Below are 16,041 nucleotides of genomic sequence, written 5' to 3'. Positions count from 1 at the left end.
TTACCTCTTGAAGATCACACAACTCGCTATCTATCCGGTCAAGTCGCTGCGAGGTATCACGCTCGAACAAGCGACGCTGCAAACGCGCGGCCTCGCGCTCGACCGCCATTGGATGGTCATTGATGCCGTCAATCGTTTCGTGACCCAGCGCCAGATCGTCGAAATGGCTCGCATTACCGTCGGCCTGGATGCCGATTCGCTGGTGCTGGAGCATCCCTCTGTCGACCCCTTGTCGGTGAGTCTTGAGGGTCGAGACCGGCCCCTGCTCGAGGTAACCGTCTGGCAGGATCGCTGCCAGGCCCTGGATGAGGGCCAGGATGCCGCCCGTTGGCTGTCCCGTGTATTGGGTGGTGCGTATCGACTGGTGCGCTTTCCGTCGACGGAACGTCGCGACGTCGAACCGGATTTCCTGCATGGTGAATCCGCCCATACGGCCTTTGCCGATGGCTACCCCTTCCTGGTGGCCTCGGAGACTTCGTTGGCAGAGCTGAACCGGATGCTGGCGGGGAAGGCACTGGACGCCGTGCCGATGAGCCGCTTTCGACCCAGTATCGTGGTCGATGGCGCCGCTGCTTTCGCCGAAGACGGCTGGGCGACGCTGGCCTCCCTGGATGAGACGATACGGCTAGGGCTGCGCAAACCCTGCAAGCGCTGCAAGATCACAACCATCGACCAGCAGACTGGCGAGATCCACGTGCCAGGCGAGCCGCTGCGTACCTTGGTGGAGATGAACACGCGCAGCGACCTGCAAGGCGGCTTTTTTGGTCTGAATGCGACACTACTGGCCGGCGAGGGTGGGGTGCTGCGCGTCGGAGATGCCTTGATGCCCGAAACTGCCGCGTCGGTCTAGGTCCGGTAGGGACCGCGGAGGGGCGGGAGGAGATAATGCGCTTGGCGTCTCCCGCCTTTTTATTGTGGCTAACTGTTGGGCTATCATGCGGCCTTCCTTTCATTTTCTGGTGTTTTTATGAGTTTTTACGTCTACCTGTCCGGCGAGATCCACACCGATTGGCGCGATGAAATCCAGCAGGGTGCCGAGGCTCACGGCCTTGATGTCGTGTTCACGTCGGCGGTTACCGACCACGACGCCAGCGATGCGGCGGGTGATCATCTGGGTGAAGAGAGCCGCCAATTCTGGCGCGATCACAAGTCGTCCAAGGTGAATGCGATCCGGACGCGCTCGCTGATCGAGCAAAGCGATCTGGTGGTGGTGCGCTTCGGTGACAAATACAAGCAATGGAACGCGGCCTTCGATGCCGGTTACTGCGCCGCTCTGAGCAAGCCCTACGTCACGCTGCATGACGAAGACATCGTCCACCCGCTCAAGGAAGTCGATGCGGCTGCGATGGCGTGGACTACCAGCACCGAACAGGTCGTCGAGATCCTGCGTTACGTGACCCGGGCCTGAAGGTAACGCATCACCACGAGATTCGTTGATGCGTGACCGGCTCGAGCAGTATCAGGGCGTGTGCTATCTCACCGTGATTTTTGCCGGTTTGATGGCAGGGGCGTATCTCCCCGGTATCGCCGAGAGGCTGGCGCCTTGGTTATGGCCGCTGCTGGGTGTCTTGCTGTATGTGACGTTTACCCAGCTTCCCCTGACCAGGCTGCGCGCCCGACTCGTGAGTCCACGCTTTCTTGTCGCAGCGGTGCTGGGCAACTTCGTCATCATCCCGTTGATCGTCTGGGGCCTGGTGCAGACCCTGCCGGACAATCCTGGGCTGCGCCTGGGCGTCATGATGGTGCTGCTGCTGCCTTGCACCGACTGGTTCATTTCGTTCACGCATCTCGGTCGGGGGGATGCAGCCTTGGCGGTTGCTTTCACGCCCCTCAGCCTGCTGTTGCAGATCGTGTTGCTGCCAGCCTATCTCGTGACGTTTCTGGGCCATGAGGCGCTGGTCGGTCTATTCCGGCGCGAATTGCTGCTGGCGTTCGGCGGGCTGATCCTGCTGCCGCTCACCGCCGCGCTCATTACCGGTATCTGGGTCCGTCGAGCGCCGCGCCGGAACGCCCTGATCGCTCGGCTGGGCGACTTGCCCATCCCGTTGCTGGCGCTGGTGCTGTTCGTGGTCGCGGCAGGTCAGGTGAATGAAGTGGCCGGTTCGCTGGGGCTGCTCGTCTGGCTGCTGCCCGTTTTCGTGGCCTTCCTGGTGGCCGCGGTATTGCTGTCGTGGTTGATGGCATGGGGCTTTCGACTCAGCGTCGTTCAAGGCCGGGTGCTGGCCTTCAGCTTCGGCTCGCGCAACTCCTTCGTCGTGCTGCCGTTAGCGTTGGCGTTACCCGCGGGCCTTGAAGTGGCGGTCATGGTGGTGGTCTTTCAGTCCTTGGTCGAGCTGTTCGGCATGCTTATCTTCCTGTGGCTGGTACCGAATCGGCTATTTCCGGACAAGGCCGAATGACTATGCTCCCGGCCCCAGGATGATGGGCCGGGAGCATCATGCCGTTAAAGGGTCATGAAGGGAGCGTCTTCCCCTGCGGTGAACTGATAGACCTCATAGGGCTCGCTTTGGGGGCCGGGCATGCCAGGCGTACCGATGGGCATGCCGGCCAGGCCGATACCGTCGATATCCGGCCGTTGCTCGAACAACGCCTCGACCGCGGCGAGCGGCACATGACCTTCGATCACATAGCCGCCCATCTCGATGGTGTGACATGACCCCAGACCGAACGGCAGGCCAGCATCGGCCTTGACCTCTCCCATGTTGGCATCATCGATAATGGTGACGGAAATTCCCATGTCTTCCAGGTGGCGAGCGTATTCATCACAGCAACCACACTGGGGGTTCTTGTAGAGAATGGCTTCGTCAGGCAGTGCCGCGTGGGCAGTGGCAGCGCCGAACAACAGCGCACCACTTAATAACAACGAAGTAACAGGACGGTTCAAGAGGCTGCTCCTTGAAGAAAGTGTTCGAGTGGTAAGTGGCAAGTCATGGTTAAAGGCCGCAACTTCCAGACGTCAGCATCAAGCATTGCGGTTCCTCCCATGGTCGATCAAGCCTTGAGTGGCCGATCAAATCTGGTAAAGGAACCCCGATTGAGGAAATCATGGACTTCATCGTCGGGATAGGCTTTGACTTGTATCAACCCAGCGCCGGTTCGGCAAGCCAGGTGCAGCACAGGAGTGGGAGCGATGTCAGCTGCTTGCAGGTCCCCTGAGGTCATGAAACACTGCTTGCCTTCATAGACTCCCTTCTTCACGCAACGATACCCATCCTCATGCCCGTTTCTTTCCGATTCAGACTGCAATGCTTGATGATTGTCGCGATGACCTCACTGACCTTGTCGGTGTCGGCCGAGGAGGCGACGGAGTGGCCCAAGGGACACTATCCCTTGCCCGAAGGCGATGTGATCGGCGAGGTCTATACCGTCGAGACGCAAGGCAAGGAGACGCTGCTGGATGTCGCACGCCGACATAATGTGGGCTACGAGGAGATCCGGCGAGCCAATCCCGACGTCAGCCTCTGGGTGCCCGGCGAAGGGACCGAGGTGGTAATTCCCGCCCAGCGCATCCTGCCGCCGGTAGCGCGCGAAGGCATCGTCATCAATATTGCCGAGTTGCGTCTCTACTATTATCCCGCCGTGGCAGCCAATGAAACGCCACGGGTGGAAACCTACCCGATCGGTATCGGTCGCGAAGGCTACAATACGCCGCTCGGGGTGACCGAGACCACCATGCGCTTGAAGGATCCTGCCTGGTATCCGCCCGAGTCGATCCGCCGAGAGGCCGCCGAACGTGGCGATCCCCCTCCCGAGGTCGTGCCGCCCGGACCGGAAAACCCGCTGGGTGAGCATGCGATCCTGCTCGATATCCCGGGTTACCTGATCCATGGCACCAACCAGCCCGATGGCATCGGCATGCGTGCCAGCCGTGGGTGCATTCGCATGTTTCCCGAGGACATCGCCTCGGTTTTCGACCGTGTACCGGATGGGACACGCGTCAATATCATCAACCAGCCGATCAAGGCCGGTTGGCAGGATGGCACGCCTTACGTTCAGGCCTATACCTCTCTGGAGGAACAGGAGGAGGGAATGGCGGTGCTGTTGGAGGCGTTGACGCTGTTGGGTCAGTCCGGCGCCGAAGCACCTGCCTCGCTCAACCATTCGCTTAACTACGCGCAGTTGCGCGAGGTCATCGAGTCACCGCAAGGGTGGGTCGTGGCGATTCAGCCAGCGCCTGAGCCAGAGCCCGAGCGGGTCGAAGAAGACCGGGGACTCTATGACATGATCGGCTTGAAGGATGGTTTCCTGGAGGGTGTCGACGCCTGAGCCGCGGGCGGCAGCGCGAGATGTCGCCTCAGTGAGCCGGGTCGACCAGGCCGCCCAGCGAGGCGTTGCGGCGAAACCAGCCGGCAATGCTGGCCCGCGGCAGGCGGGTCGGCAGCACCTCGTGAGGAATGGTCTCGGAGAGAAAGCAGGCAAAGGTGCCGGCGGTGGGGCGAACGCGGGCCATTTCGCGCTCGGGGTCGTCCGCTGCGAAGATCACCATCTCGCCGCCGGCATCGCTCGGCCAGTCGGGGTTGAGATAGCTGACGGTGGAAATCACCCGGTTAGAGCGACCGCGGAAGCTGTCCAGGTGCCGCTGGTAGAAGGCCTGGGGCGGATAGCGGGCAAAGTGAGCCTCGTATTCGAACAAGCCCAGAAACAGCGCCTGGTTGAGCGCCTTCTGTAACCCCTGCATGACGTCGAGATAACGCCGCTGCGCCTGGCTTTGGCGGTCCAGCCAGCGGATGGCATCGCCCCGGATGTCGCGTCGCAGCGTGTGCGCCTGACCACGCCCGATGCCGGCGGCGTCCAGCTCATCCCGCGCCGCCATGACGGCCAGTTCCCTGTGAAGCTCGGCGCACAAGTCCATATCGATGAAGTCCTCGCCGACAAACCAGCCCTGTTCCACCAAGGCGTCGATCAGTTCGGTCAGGCGCGCCGGTGGCAGCCCGCTTGTCGACAGCGGCGAGATTGGCGTCATGAGGTGGGTATTCGACGTTCGGGGCGGTAGAGGAGCTTGCCGGCGGGGCGCTCGTAGAGGCTGATCGGCATGGCGAAACCCTCGGCCAGCAGCTCCACCAGCATCATCGCCGAGAGCCCCCAGATGATGTGTTCCTCGCCGTGAGTATCGGGGAATTGGTAGCTGGGCACATAGTAGTCGCGGCCGTCGACGTGGATCACGTCGGTATGGGTACGCTGGTCGTCGAGGAAGTGCGACAACGGCACCTCGAAGATGGTGTCGAGCTCGCTGAGGTCGGGCGTCAGTGGCAGGTCCGGGGGGATCAGGCCGACATAAGGCGTGACCCGCAGACCATGCAGCGATATCACGTCGGACAATTGTCCCAGCAGCTCCACCTCGTCTGGCGCCAGATTGATTTCCTCGCGCGATTCGCGCAGCGCGGTGGCCAGTAAATCGGCATCCTCGGGTTCGCGTTTGCCGCCGGGAAAGGCAACTTGGCCCTGATGCGTGTTGAGATGACTGGCGCGGCGGGTAAACAGCAGGGTCGGGTTGGGACGGTCGACCACGGGCAACAGCACCGCGGCTTCGCGCAGGCGAAGCGTGTTGCGGCGGGGCCGGTGTGCTTGCAGGCGTTCACGAAGTTTCTCTAACATGGGGCATCCGTCGGGTTTGATCTCTTCTACCCGGCCGTCGTCCCCGGCGTCAAGCGTCTGGCGATGGTCAACCGCGATCCATGCCAGGGAGCCCCATGAATTTCTGCAGCCACTGTGGCCATACCGTTCGCTTCGAGATTCCGTCGGGTGACGACCGCCCACGTTATCTCTGCAATGAGTGCGGCACCATCCATTACCAGAATCCACGTATCGTTGCCGGAACGCTGCCGGTCAGGGGCAGCCGGGTGTTGCTGTGTCGCCGCGCCATTCCACCACGTCACGGGTTCTGGACCCTGCCGGCGGGCTATATGGAAAATGCCGAGACCACCCTGGAGGCGGCGGCCCGTGAAACCCGCGAGGAGGCGCGCGCCGAGGTCGAGATCCATGGGCTCTACACCATGATCAGCCTGCCGCATATCAATCAGGTCTATATGATCTTTCGCGCCGATCTTACCGGCGGTTACGCTGCCGGCCCGGAAAGCCTGGAAGTGGCCCTGTTCGAGGAGCACGAGATTCCCTGGGATGAGCTGGCCTTTCCTACCATCGAGCGGACCTTGCGCCATTTCTTCGCCGATCGCGGCAATGCACAGTTTCCGCTGCACATCAGCGACATTACGGCCAAGGATCGCGAACGCTATTTCGGGTCTGCATAGCGCCCGAGCTGAAAACGAGATGATGCCTCGGCTCAGAAGCGCTCCAGCTTCCAGGCATCAAAGGCCGGCTCCTCGTAGGGATGCGCGAGTTTAAGCGCAGCCACTGCCTGATGGATCAGGTCATCCTCGCATACCAGTTCTACTTTGAGCTCCTCGACGGTTTCCAGTTCTCCGACTTGGCCGATATGCGGATCGGCGCCGGCCAGGGGGCGGAACTGGCCGGTGCCCAGCGTCTGGAAGCAGCAGGCCTCGTAGTCACCGATGCGACCGGCACCGCTGGCGAAAACGGCTTCCTTGACGCGTTCGGCATCCTCGCTGGGAACAAAGAAGGCAAGCTTGTACATGGGGCTCCTTAATAAGCGGCGATCAGTGTAAAACGTAGGAAACTTGAGCGGAAAATAGTTAACCAATACATGTACAGTTGTGCTTACATGTACATGTAAAATGCATCCTCTCCGCTGTGGATGCGTCCCCCATCTTTAAATGGAGTCTAGCTTCTGGTTGTCGGTGTTGCTGTAGTACCCCGTTTTGCCGTCCCTACCGGACGGTTTTTTTGCGCCATACTGTAGCCAAAAGCCTTGGCAAGCTGGAGAAAGCGCTTAACGCTGCAAGCGCAGGAGGAACGAGGATGAATGATGAACTCAACCACCTTCTGCAAGAGCTCGGCCTGATACCGAACGGGGCGCTCAAGCCGCTGAGCGGCGGAGATATTGCTGTCGTCTATCGTTTGGAAACCCGCCAGGGAGCGGTCATCATCAAGCATGACGATACCGAGCGTCTGGAAGGTGAAGCCGAAGGGTTGCGCACGCTTCGCGAAGTGGGCTCGCGGCTGATCGTGCCCGAAGTCATCGGGCAGCGCGACACCTGGTTGGTGATGGAAGCGCTGGAGGCAGCGCCGCGCACCGCCATGGGAGAAGCCTGCCTGGGGGAGGGGCTGCGTGAAGTGCATGGCGCTTTCGACGACGCGCACGGCTGGCCGAGAGACAACGCCTGTGGCCTCACGCCTCAGCCCAATGCGCCGCTCAATGATGGGCGGGCGTTCCAACGTGAGCGGCGTCTGTTACCACTCGCTGCGGCCTGCCAGCAGCAAGGGCGCCTGGACGAGGCGCTTTGCGGGCGCATCGAGGCCATCGCATGGTCGCTGGAAGAATGGCTGCCTAGTACTCGCGCAAGCCTCGTGCATGGCGACCTCTGGTCGGGCAATGTGCTGTTCACTCGCCGGGGGCCGGCGATCATCGACCCGGCGGTCTATCGCCATTATCCAGACGTCGACCTGGCTATGCTGACGCTTTTCGGCGCACCGGGGGCGGCTTTCTTCGAAGCCTACTGGAACGGTAACCCCCCGGTCGACTGGCCGAGGCGCGAAGCGTTGTTCCAGCTGTATCCGCTGCTCAACCACTTGCTGCTGTTCGGTGGCGCCTATCGCAGCGGGGTCGAGCGCACGGTCGCCAGGCTGGAGACCTATCAGGCCTGAGCGAAGCAGGCTCACGGGGCGTCAATTGACGCCTACGTTAGGGAATGCTAGGCTTTTGGCCTAATACATACAGGCAGGTATGTATGTTAAAAATCAGGACACGGATACGTCTACATGAAAGCGTTCAGCTTTGTCGTTCGTGGTGCTTTTGCGTCCGCTTTTGCGGCAATGTGGGTAGCCAGTATGTCCATGCCGGCCTCGGCGGAAGGGCTCTTGACCTTCAAATCCGAGAACGATAACTATTCGGCGGGCGATGATGGTCATTACACCAATGGTGTCGAGGTAAGCTGGGCCTTTATCCCCCCTGACCAGCACTGGTTGCGCGACCTGGCGGACACGGCCCCCGGCTGGTCTGCCAATGGGCTCGATGGTGTGGCCTACCGCTTCACTCACCAGATGTACACCCCGGATAATATCGAGGTGGCACGACTTATCGAGAATGACCGACCCTATGCGGGCGTGCTGATGGGCGGTATCTCGCTCTTCGACAGCGAGCGGCATACGGGTTGGCGTAAGGCCCGCAGCCTGACGTTGGACGCCGGCATCGTGGGGCCGGCATCCGGTGCCGATTTCCTGCAGCGCGAGTTTCATCGGTGGATCGGCTCAGACAAACCCGAGGGTTGGGACTACCAGCTCGACAACGAACCGCTACTCAACCTGGCGTACAGGAGCGCCTGGATAGCGCAACGGGAGCTGAACGGTTACGAGGTCGAACTCGGTCCCAGCGCCGGATTCGCGCTGGGCAATCTTTATACCTATGCCGCCACGGGGCTGGGGGTGCGTTTCGGGGAGAACCTCGAGCGTAGCTTTGGTATTCCGTCCATTGCGCCGAGCCAGGGAGGACGCTCCACCTTCTTGCCCGGGCAAGGCGTTGGCTGGTACGCCTTCGCCGCGGTAGAAGGTCGTTATATGGCGCATAACCTGCTGCTTGACGGCAATACCTTTGAGGACAGCCATTCGGTGAATCGTCGGGAGTGGGTCGGTGATGCCTTGGTGGGAGCCGCGTTCACCTGGAACCAGTGGCAGCTTACCTATACCTATGCATGGCGCACCGATGAGTTCAAGGAGCAAGCGCGCCACGACCAATTCGGCTCGCTTTCGCTTTCGCTATGGTTCTAGCCCTGTTTCGCGGGTGGGCGAACGTTGTGTTGTTATGGCTAGTAGGCCTCAGAGGGCATGTGTCGATGCTCGGTATTCCTCAGGCAGTATCTGTGCGGGTGATCCAGTTCAAGGTGCGTTGCCACCAGCGTGGCTTCGTGACGGCCTCGCTGGGTATCAGCCGCTCTCGCGGGCAGGCAAGGAACTCGGCGATGGGATCGACCTGGCTGGCCCGATCGAGCATTGGCGCATGACCACACTCCGGCACCTCGAGCGTCACCAGATGCTGGTGGGCCTCGGCCATGCGTTCGACGCTCGCGGCCTTGAGCAAGGGGGAATGCGCTCCCCGCACCACCATCAGCGGGCAGCGGATCGCCGACCAGTCGGCCCAGGTATCGCGCGGCGTGTCATGAACGAATTGCTCACCAATGCGAGGATCGAAATGGTAGGTCCAGCTGCCATCGGGCAAGCGCCTGGCGCTGCTTTCTGCCAGACGCCGCCAAGCCGCCTCGTCGTCGATGCCAAAGCCGACATAATGGCGGCGCAGCTCGGCTTGTAGATCACTGAAATGCCAGAAGCGGTGCGGCACGCCAAAGTAAGTGGCCAGCTCGGTGAGGCCTTCGGGATCCAGCTCAGGGCCCACGTCGTTGAGTACCAGCCGCTCGACGCGCTTGGCGGTGGTCGGTTCGGCGGCCAGCAGCATGCCGAGCAATCCGCCCATGGAGGTGCCGACCCAGGGCACTTGCGCTAGCTTGAAGTGATCCATGACCGCCACGGCCACTTGCATGTAATGCTCATAAAGATAGTCATGAGCCGGATGCAGCGACCAGCTCGACAGGCCGCGCCCCGGGGTATCCGGTGCGAGTACTCGCCATTCCGGCCCCAGCGTGTGAGCGAAGTCGGCGAAGTCGCCACCATGACGCGCCAAGCCATGCCAGGCGATCACGGTGCGGGGGGCCTGTGGATGCCAGATGCGCACGGCGATTTCCAGCTCACGAAATCTGACCATTTCCAGTTCATCCATGATCGCGGTCCTTTTGGTGAAGATGCCACTGTGCTGCATGGCAGCATAGCTCAGTTGGCAATCGATCGTGAAGAACCCATGAATGTATAAGCCAGACGGTGGCTTCAGCGTCTGGACATGCGACAATGTATGTAAATAACCAGACCCTGTAATCGAGGATTTCCCGATGCTCTCTTCCCGAACCAAGCCAACCGTTCGTCGCCTTGCCCATCGGGCGCTGCTGCCGGCCTTGGTGACGTCGGCTTTTGCGATGCCGCTGCAGGCAGCCGATCTGCTCACCATCGCCCGCGATGCATTGCAGAACAATGCCGAATTGGCGGCGGCGCGTTCGACATTCGGCGTTGTGCGGGCGGGCCGTGAGATCCAGCAGGCTGACCTGCTGCCGCAGATCGGGGCTTCGGGCAACGTGACGCACAACCGCCAGTACGAATCTCAGTCGAACGGAGGGGGAGACTTCGCAAGCGGAGGGCCCGGCCCCATAGACGATCGCTACAACAGTGCTGGCTTGACGCTTGAGGCGTCGCAGGCCTTGTTCGATGCTCGAAACCGGCGTGAAGTGGAGCGAGCGGAGCGAGAGATCGACCAGGAAACGTATCGCCTGGCCGCAACCGAACAGCAGGTGTTGATCGATGTGTCCGAGGCCTATTTCGAGATCCTGCGTGCTTACGAAATCCTGGAGGCACGGCGCGCCCAGGAGCGTGCCATCGGCCGACAGCTCGAGCAAGCGCGTGAACAGTTCGAAGTCGGGCTGATTGCCATCACCGAGGTCGAGGAGGCCCAGGCCAGCTTCGACCAGTCACGTGCCGAGCGCATCGCCGCCGAAAGCAGCCTGCAGGTCAATTTCGAGGCGCTGGAGCGGCTGACCGGGCAACGTTATCAGAATATTGAGTCGTTACAGGAAGAGCTGCCCGTCGAGCCACCCACCCCAAACAGTCGCGATGAGTGGGTGGCGATGGCCATGCAGAACAATCCCCAGGTGCTGGCGCAGCAGGCCGGGGTCGAAGTGTCGCGTAGCGGAGTGAATATCGCCCAGGCCGACCGACTGCCGACGCTCGAGGCGTTCGCCAACTACCAATACAGCGATACCGACGTTGATGGCCTGACGGGCAACGAATCCGCCAGCCAGGTTGGCCTGGGCGTCAGCTTGCCTCTCTATACCGGTGGGCGTACCAGGGCCGGGATACGGCAAAGCACCTTTCAGCTCGAGTCGAGTCAATACGAATTCGAGGCTCAACGCCGCGATACCGTCCAGCAGGTGCGCTCGCTGTTCACTCAGGTCAGCAATGACGTCTCCACGGTAGAAGCGCGCGCCCAGGCCATCGTCTCCAACCAGAGCGCGCTGGATGCGACGCGGGCCGGCTACGAGGTGGGGACGCGCAATATCGTCGATGTGCTCAATGCCGAGCAGAACCTCTTCTCGGCGATTGCCGACCACGCCGAGGCCCGCTACGACTATGTCGTCAACCTGTTGTCGTTGCGACAGCAGGCGGGGACCCTGAACGTGCCCGCCATCGAGGAAGTCAATGAGCTGCTTGAGGGCGAGAGTGTCACCTTCACATTGCCTGACGCAGCAGGATATGACGAGGCCATGGAGATCGGCGAGCCGCCCAGCCTGCAGTAATGGTTAGCCAGCTATCATTTACATTCATACATGGATGAATGTAAAATCGCTCCACTTTTCGACCTATTCAACGGGATTGCAAAAAGTCATGAGAATCCAGATCCGATCCGGCCGAGCGGCCTTGCTGGCGCTTGCTGCGGGTTTCCTGTTGTCCGCTTGCGGCCAGCAGGAGCAGGCGGCACAGCAGAGTCAAGGCGAGCAAGAACGGCCCCCCCAGCCGGTGGAAGTGGCCGAGATGACTCGCCAGGACGTCCCGTTGGATAAATCATATCCGTCATTGCTGCGCAGTGATGATGAAGTCACCTTGGTCGCGCGGGTCACGGGTTTCCTAGAAGGTCGTCACTTCGAGCCCGGCGAGTTGGTGGAAGAGGGACAAACCCTCTACAACATCGAGCCGGATCTCTACCAGGCGCTGGTCAACCAGCGTGAGGCGGACTTGCAGAGTGCTCGCGCCGAGATGGCCCGCGCGCAGCGCGATGCCCAGCGTTTTCAGCGGCTGCTGAGCCAGAACTCGGTGAGCCAGCAGCAGGTCGACGAGGCGCAGGCCGAGCTGCGTGTCGCCCAGGCCCGTGTCGCTCAAGCCGAGGCAGCGCTGGAGAGCGCCAATATCGACCTGGGCTATGCCGAGGTCAAGGCCCCGGTCTCGGGAATGATCGGGCTTAGCCAGATCAATGTCGGAAATCTGGTGAACTCAGGCACTGAGCTTGCCACCATCACGCCGCTGGATCCGCTGGAAGTGCGTTTTCAACTTCCCCAGCGTGATGCTTTCGAACTGCGCCGCCAGATGGGAGAGCAGTCCGTCGAGGCGATCACCGCGGTGCTGCAGGTGCCCGGGGCGGATGGTGGCGAAGGCCCGACCCTCGAAGGCCATCTCGATTTCCTCGGCTCTCGGGTAGACGAGGCCACCAGTACCGTCCAGGCCAGCGCGACCTTCGCCAATCCCGACGCTCGCGTGCTGCCCGGCCAGTTCGTGCGGGTCAGCCTGGAAGGGCTGAAGCGCTTCGACGTGCTGGCGGTGCCCGAGATCGCCATCGGCCAGGGTCTCATGGGACCTCAGGTATTCGTGCTCGATGAGGAGGGGACGGCCCGTGCCCGCACGGTGGAGCTGGGCGAGGTGGCCGGTCCCTGGCAGATCTTGCGTGGTGGGGTCGAACCCGGCGAGCGGGTGGTCGTGGGTGATCCTTCCGGTATCGAGCCCGGCACGTCCATCGAGCCGCTGCCCTTCGAGGGCGACGCCGAGACGCTTGTCGAGGAGGTCGAGCAGGATGAGCAGGAAACCGAGCAAGCGGCCATGGAGGAAGCCGCCGAGGCCGGGAGTGCCGCCCCCGCTGAGAGCGGTGAGGACGACGCCTCATGAGCTTCTCCAACTTTTTCATCAAGCGGCCCATCTTCGCCACGGTGCTGGCGATCATCCTGACACTGGTCGGGGTGATGAGTATGCGCGTGCTGCCCATCGAGCAGTACCCCAGCGTGGTGCCACCCACCGTTTCAGTAAGCGCCCAGTTCCCCGGCGCCGATGCCGAGACGGTGGCCCAGACAGTCGCCGCCCCCCTGGCCGAGGCCATCAACGGCGTCGAGGATATGCTCTACATGACCTCGACCAGTGGTGATAACGGCTCCATGAGCCTTAATGTGGCTTTCAACATCGGTACTGATGGCGATATCAATACCATCAATGTCAACAACCGAGTGCAAGGGGCGCTGTCGCAGTTGCCCGAGGCGGTGCAGGCTCAGGGTGTGCAAGTGGAGCTGCGCTCCAGCTCGATCCTGATGCTGGTGGCATTGATCTCCCCGGATGGCGACTATAACAACGTCTTCATGCAGAACTACGCCACCCTCAACATCCTCGATGAGCTGCGCCAGGTCCCGGGCGTCGGCGAGGCCGAAGTGCTGGGCGGTGGCGAGTTTGCCATGCGCATCTGGATGGACCCGGACAAGCTGGCCCAGTACGACCTGACCCCCACCGAGGTGGCCAACGCCATCCGGGCCCAGAACACCGAAGTGCCAGCGGGTAGCCTGGCGGCCACGCCGCAGAGCGAGCCGCGTGCGTTCACCTACACGATTACCGCCGGCGGACGGCTCAACGACGTCGAGGACTTCCGCGAGATCTTCCTGCGTACCAATCCGGACGGTTCCTCGCTGCGCCTGGATGACGTGGCGCGCATCGAGCTGGGGGCCTCCTTCTATGGGGTCAATGCCAAGCTCAACGGCGCCACCATGACGCCGATCATCATCAACCAGCAGCCCGGTGCCAATGCCCTGGAGACGGCCGAGGCGGTCAAGGCCACCATGGAGGAACTTGAGGGACGCTTCCCCCCTGGCCTGGAATATGTCGTGCCCTACGACACCACGCTGTTCATCGATGCGTCCGTCAACACCGTGACCAAGGTATTTATCGAGGCCTTCCTGATTGTCGGCGTGATCCTGTTCATCTTCCTGCAGAACTGGCGCTTCACGGTGATCGCCATGTCGGTGGTGCCGGTTTCGGTGCTGGCCACCTTCGCCGGTTTCTTCATGTTCGGCTTCTCGATCAATCTTTTAACGCTATTTGCCTTGGTGCTCTCCATCGGCATCGTGGTGGATGATGCCATCCTGGTAGTGGAGAACGTCGAGCGGGTGCTCAGCGAGGACGAGGAGATCACGGTGTTCCAGGCGACGATTCGCGCCATGAAGGAGGTTGGCGGGCCAGTTATCGCCACCTCGTTGATCATGGCCGCGGTGTTCGTGCCGGTCGCCTTCCTCGGCGGTTTCACCGGTCAGATCTACCAGCAGTTCGCCTTGACCGTGGCGATTTCAGTAGCGTTCTCGGCGCTGATGGCGCTGACCTTCACGCCAGCCTTGTCGGCGATCTTCATCAAGCACAAGCCGGTCAACGGCAACGAAACGAAGTTTCGGCGAGCCATCAATACCCCGCTTCGCCTCTTCGATCGTCTCTTTGCCGGCATCACCGCCGTCTACATGTGGGTGGTCAAGGTGCTGGTGCGCTTCTGGGGCCTGGCGCTGCTGCTCACCGCGCTGGTGATCGGTGGCTCCTGGTGGCTCTACCAGATCACGCCCTCGACCCTGGTGCCTGAGACCGACCAGGGTATCGTGCTGGCCAGCGTGCAGCTGCCCGACTCGGCATCGCTGGATCGCACCGAGACTTACATGGACGAGCTAAGCCGCCAGGTGCGAGAGATTCCTGGGGTGCGTTATTCGTCAGCAGTGGCTGGTTACGACATTCTCTCCAGCGCGGTGAATACCGCCCGCGGCATCATGTTCATCAACATGGATCCCTGGGAGGAGCGCGAACTGACCGCCGACGAACTGGTCGGCAGGATCATGCAACTGGGTGCCCAGATCCCCGGTGGCTCGGCAATGGCTTTCAACGTGCCGCCCATCATGGGCCTCTCCACCACCGGCGGTTTTACCGGTTACCTGCAGTCTTTCGAGGGCGCCACGCCCCAGGAGCTCTTCCAGGCCTCGGTGCAGGTGATGCAGGCGGCCAATGAGCATCCCGCCCTGGAGCAGGTGTTCACCACCTTCAATGTCAACGTGCCGGGCTACCGGGCCGAGATTGATCAGCAAAAGGCGCTCAGCTACGGCGTGGCACTACAGGATCTCAATGCCACCCTGTCCAACACTCTTGGTAACGGCTTCGTCAACTATTTCAGCTACCAGAACCGCAATTTCCAGGTTTACCTGCAGAACGAGGACGAGTTCCGCAGGACCCCGGACGATATCAACAATATCTACGTGCGGGGCGGTAATGGCGAACGGATCCCACTTTCTGAGTTCGTGACCCTGGAGCGCCAGGCCAAGCCGGCGGTGGTGTCGCGCTTCGGCGTCTACCTGGGCGCTCAATTCCAGGGGGGTCCGGCGTCGGGGTATAGTTCCGGCCAGGCGATTCAAGCCATGGAGGAAATCGTTCAGGAAACCCTGGGCGACGACTGGGGCATGGGCTGGACGGGTACCGCCTATCAGGAAAGCCAGATGGGCAGTGCTGCGACCCTGGCGATCGTCTTCGGCCTGCTGATGGTGTTTCTGATACTCGCCGCCCAGTACGAGAGCTGGTCGCTGCCGCTGGCGGTACTCACCGCCACACCCTTTGCCTTCCTCGGCGGCATCGGCGGCATCGTGCTGCGAGGCCTCGACACCAGCGTCTACGTGGAGATCGGCATGCTGGTGGTGGTGGGGCTGGCGGCCAAGAATGCCATCCTGATCGTCGAGTTCGCCGAGCTGCAGCGCAAGGAGCAGGGCCAGTCGATCCGTGAGGCGGCGATTACCGCGGCGCGGCTGCGCTTCCGACCGATCGTGATGACCTCTCTGGCGTTCATCTTCGGCACCCTGCCGCTGGCGCTGGCCACCGGGGCAAGCGACACCAGCAGCCACCACATCGGTACCACCGTGGCGGTGGGCATGGCCACGGTGGCGGTGCTGGGCAGCCTTTTCGTACCAAGCTTCTACGCCATGATCGCGGCCATTTCCGACTGGCTGCGACACAAGCTGCGTGGCGGTAACACCGACCAGCACCAGCCGGCAGGCGTTGAGCAGAAATGAAGTGAGGCGCTGGCCAGAGCGCTAGATGACAGGGACG

Annotated in this window: 15 protein-coding genes; 10 read left to right on the top strand and 5 right to left on the bottom strand. The window is 61.7% G+C overall.

All coding sequences use genetic code 11. The features are described 5' to 3' along the window. Window positions 1–7 precede the first annotated feature (7 nt). The 3 genes from BM341_RS03285 to BM341_RS03275 all read left to right on the top strand — a co-directional run bounded on the left by BM341_RS03285 (window position 8) and on the right by BM341_RS03275 (window position 2,399). Entirely contained in the window at window positions 8–850 is an 843-nt protein-coding gene (locus BM341_RS03285; protein WP_089792899.1) for an MOSC domain-containing protein, read from the top strand. A gap of 117 nt (window positions 851–967) precedes the next feature. Continuing rightward, window positions 968–1,408 carry a YtoQ family protein gene (locus BM341_RS03280; protein ID WP_089792897.1) on the top strand — a complete coding sequence of 147 codons (441 nt, stop codon included), beginning with the start codon at window positions 968–970 and terminating at the stop codon, window positions 1,406–1,408. Between the two features lie 28 nt (window positions 1,409–1,436). Further along, complete coding sequence (locus BM341_RS03275) at window positions 1,437–2,399, top strand: arsenic resistance protein (protein ID WP_089792896.1); 963 nt, start codon at window positions 1,437–1,439, stop codon at window positions 2,397–2,399. Between the two features lie 44 nt (window positions 2,400–2,443). Here the strand turns inward: BM341_RS03275 and BM341_RS03270 are convergent, their stop codons facing one another. Then, a complete protein-coding gene (locus BM341_RS03270) occupies window positions 2,444–2,884 on the bottom strand; it encodes a DUF411 domain-containing protein (protein WP_089792894.1) in 441 nt (146 codons plus the stop codon). A gap of 380 nt (window positions 2,885–3,264) precedes the next feature. Between BM341_RS03270 and BM341_RS03265 the strand changes: the two genes are divergently transcribed. Next, window positions 3,265–4,266 (top strand): L,D-transpeptidase family protein, encoded by a 1,002-nt coding sequence (locus tag BM341_RS03265; RefSeq protein WP_342713860.1) that lies wholly within the window; start codon window positions 3,265–3,267, stop codon window positions 4,264–4,266. Window positions 4,267–4,294: 28 nt separating this feature from the next. Here the strand turns inward: BM341_RS03265 and BM341_RS03260 are convergent, their stop codons facing one another. Further along, window positions 4,295–4,963 (bottom strand): 2OG-Fe(II) oxygenase, encoded by a 669-nt coding sequence (locus tag BM341_RS03260; protein ID WP_089792890.1) that lies wholly within the window; start codon window positions 4,961–4,963, stop codon window positions 4,295–4,297. Next, entirely contained in the window at window positions 4,960–5,595 is a 636-nt protein-coding gene (locus tag BM341_RS03255; protein ID WP_089792888.1) for a CoA pyrophosphatase, read from the bottom strand. Before BM341_RS03255 ends, BM341_RS03260 begins: the two co-directional genes overlap by 4 nt. 95 nt (window positions 5,596–5,690) lie before the next feature. On the opposite strand from BM341_RS03255, the gene BM341_RS03250 reads away from it, so the two are divergent. After that, entirely contained in the window at window positions 5,691–6,248 is a 558-nt protein-coding gene (locus tag BM341_RS03250; protein WP_089792886.1) for an NUDIX hydrolase, read from the top strand. A gap of 32 nt (window positions 6,249–6,280) precedes the next feature. Here BM341_RS03250 and BM341_RS03245 read toward each other — a convergent pair whose 3' ends face one another. After that, window positions 6,281–6,592: a YqfO family protein gene (locus tag BM341_RS03245; RefSeq protein ID WP_089792884.1), complete on the bottom strand. Its 312-nt coding sequence runs from the start codon at window positions 6,590–6,592 to the stop codon at window positions 6,281–6,283. Window positions 6,593–6,876: 284 nt separating this feature from the next. On the opposite strand from BM341_RS03245, the gene BM341_RS03240 reads away from it, so the two are divergent. Both BM341_RS03240 and BM341_RS03235 read left to right on the top strand, forming a co-directional pair. Further along, window positions 6,877–7,722 carry a fructosamine kinase family protein gene (locus BM341_RS03240; RefSeq protein WP_089792882.1) on the top strand — a complete coding sequence of 282 codons (846 nt, stop codon included), beginning with the start codon at window positions 6,877–6,879 and terminating at the stop codon, window positions 7,720–7,722. 114 nt (window positions 7,723–7,836) lie between these two features. Then, window positions 7,837–8,841: a lipid A deacylase LpxR family protein gene (locus tag BM341_RS03235; RefSeq protein WP_217646167.1), complete on the top strand. Its 1,005-nt coding sequence runs from the start codon at window positions 7,837–7,839 to the stop codon at window positions 8,839–8,841. 79 nt (window positions 8,842–8,920) lie between these two features. Here BM341_RS03235 and BM341_RS03230 read toward each other — a convergent pair whose 3' ends face one another. Next, entirely contained in the window at window positions 8,921–9,844 is a 924-nt protein-coding gene (locus BM341_RS03230; RefSeq protein WP_089793410.1) for an alpha/beta fold hydrolase, read from the bottom strand. A gap of 166 nt (window positions 9,845–10,010) precedes the next feature. Here BM341_RS03230 and BM341_RS03225 point away from each other — a divergent pair, with 166 nt between their 5' ends. The 3 genes from BM341_RS03225 to BM341_RS03215 all read left to right on the top strand — a co-directional run bounded on the left by BM341_RS03225 (window position 10,011) and on the right by BM341_RS03215 (window position 16,004). After that, window positions 10,011–11,465 (top strand): TolC family outer membrane protein, encoded by a 1,455-nt coding sequence (locus tag BM341_RS03225; protein WP_089792881.1) that lies wholly within the window; start codon window positions 10,011–10,013, stop codon window positions 11,463–11,465. 88 nt (window positions 11,466–11,553) lie between these two features. Next, window positions 11,554–12,822 (top strand): efflux RND transporter periplasmic adaptor subunit, encoded by a 1,269-nt coding sequence (locus BM341_RS03220; protein WP_089792879.1) that lies wholly within the window; start codon window positions 11,554–11,556, stop codon window positions 12,820–12,822. Then, entirely contained in the window at window positions 12,819–16,004 is a 3,186-nt protein-coding gene (locus BM341_RS03215; RefSeq protein ID WP_089792877.1) for an efflux RND transporter permease subunit, read from the top strand. The genes BM341_RS03220 and BM341_RS03215 overlap by 4 nt, the downstream gene beginning before the upstream one ends. The last annotated feature ends 37 nt before the right edge of the window (window positions 16,005–16,041 follow it).

The organism is Halomonas korlensis, from assembly GCF_900116705.1.
Lineage (GTDB): Bacteria > Pseudomonadota > Gammaproteobacteria > Pseudomonadales > Halomonadaceae > Halomonas > Halomonas korlensis.
Note: the sequence above shows the minus strand (reverse complement) of the source record. Positions and strands in the feature narration are given on the sequence as shown.

Excerpts from the sequence above, each read along its gene's own strand:
- BM341_RS03230 (WP_089793410.1), bottom strand. The coding sequence starts at position 9,844 with ATGGATGAACTGGAAATGGTCAGATTTCGTGAGCTGGAAATCGCCGTG.
- BM341_RS03275 (WP_089792896.1), top strand. The coding sequence starts at position 1,437 with ATGCGTGACCGGCTCGAGCAGTATCAGGGCGTGTGCTATCTCACCGTG.
- BM341_RS03215 (WP_089792877.1), top strand. The coding sequence starts at position 12,819 with ATGAGCTTCTCCAACTTTTTCATCAAGCGGCCCATCTTCGCCACGGTG.
- BM341_RS03265 (WP_342713860.1), top strand. The coding sequence starts at position 3,265 with ATGACCTCACTGACCTTGTCGGTGTCGGCCGAGGAGGCGACGGAGTGG.
- BM341_RS03225 (WP_089792881.1), top strand. The coding sequence starts at position 10,011 with ATGCTCTCTTCCCGAACCAAGCCAACCGTTCGTCGCCTTGCCCATCGG.
- BM341_RS03280 (WP_089792897.1), top strand. The coding sequence starts at position 968 with ATGAGTTTTTACGTCTACCTGTCCGGCGAGATCCACACCGATTGGCGC.
- BM341_RS03255 (WP_089792888.1), bottom strand. The coding sequence starts at position 5,595 with ATGTTAGAGAAACTTCGTGAACGCCTGCAAGCACACCGGCCCCGCCGC.
- BM341_RS03260 (WP_089792890.1), bottom strand. The coding sequence starts at position 4,963 with ATGACGCCAATCTCGCCGCTGTCGACAAGCGGGCTGCCACCGGCGCGC.
- BM341_RS03245 (WP_089792884.1), bottom strand. The coding sequence starts at position 6,592 with ATGTACAAGCTTGCCTTCTTTGTTCCCAGCGAGGATGCCGAACGCGTC.
- BM341_RS03235 (WP_217646167.1), top strand. The coding sequence starts at position 7,837 with ATGAAAGCGTTCAGCTTTGTCGTTCGTGGTGCTTTTGCGTCCGCTTTT.
- BM341_RS03240 (WP_089792882.1), top strand. The coding sequence starts at position 6,877 with ATGAATGATGAACTCAACCACCTTCTGCAAGAGCTCGGCCTGATACCG.
- BM341_RS03250 (WP_089792886.1), top strand. The coding sequence starts at position 5,691 with ATGAATTTCTGCAGCCACTGTGGCCATACCGTTCGCTTCGAGATTCCG.
- BM341_RS03220 (WP_089792879.1), top strand. The coding sequence starts at position 11,554 with ATGAGAATCCAGATCCGATCCGGCCGAGCGGCCTTGCTGGCGCTTGCT.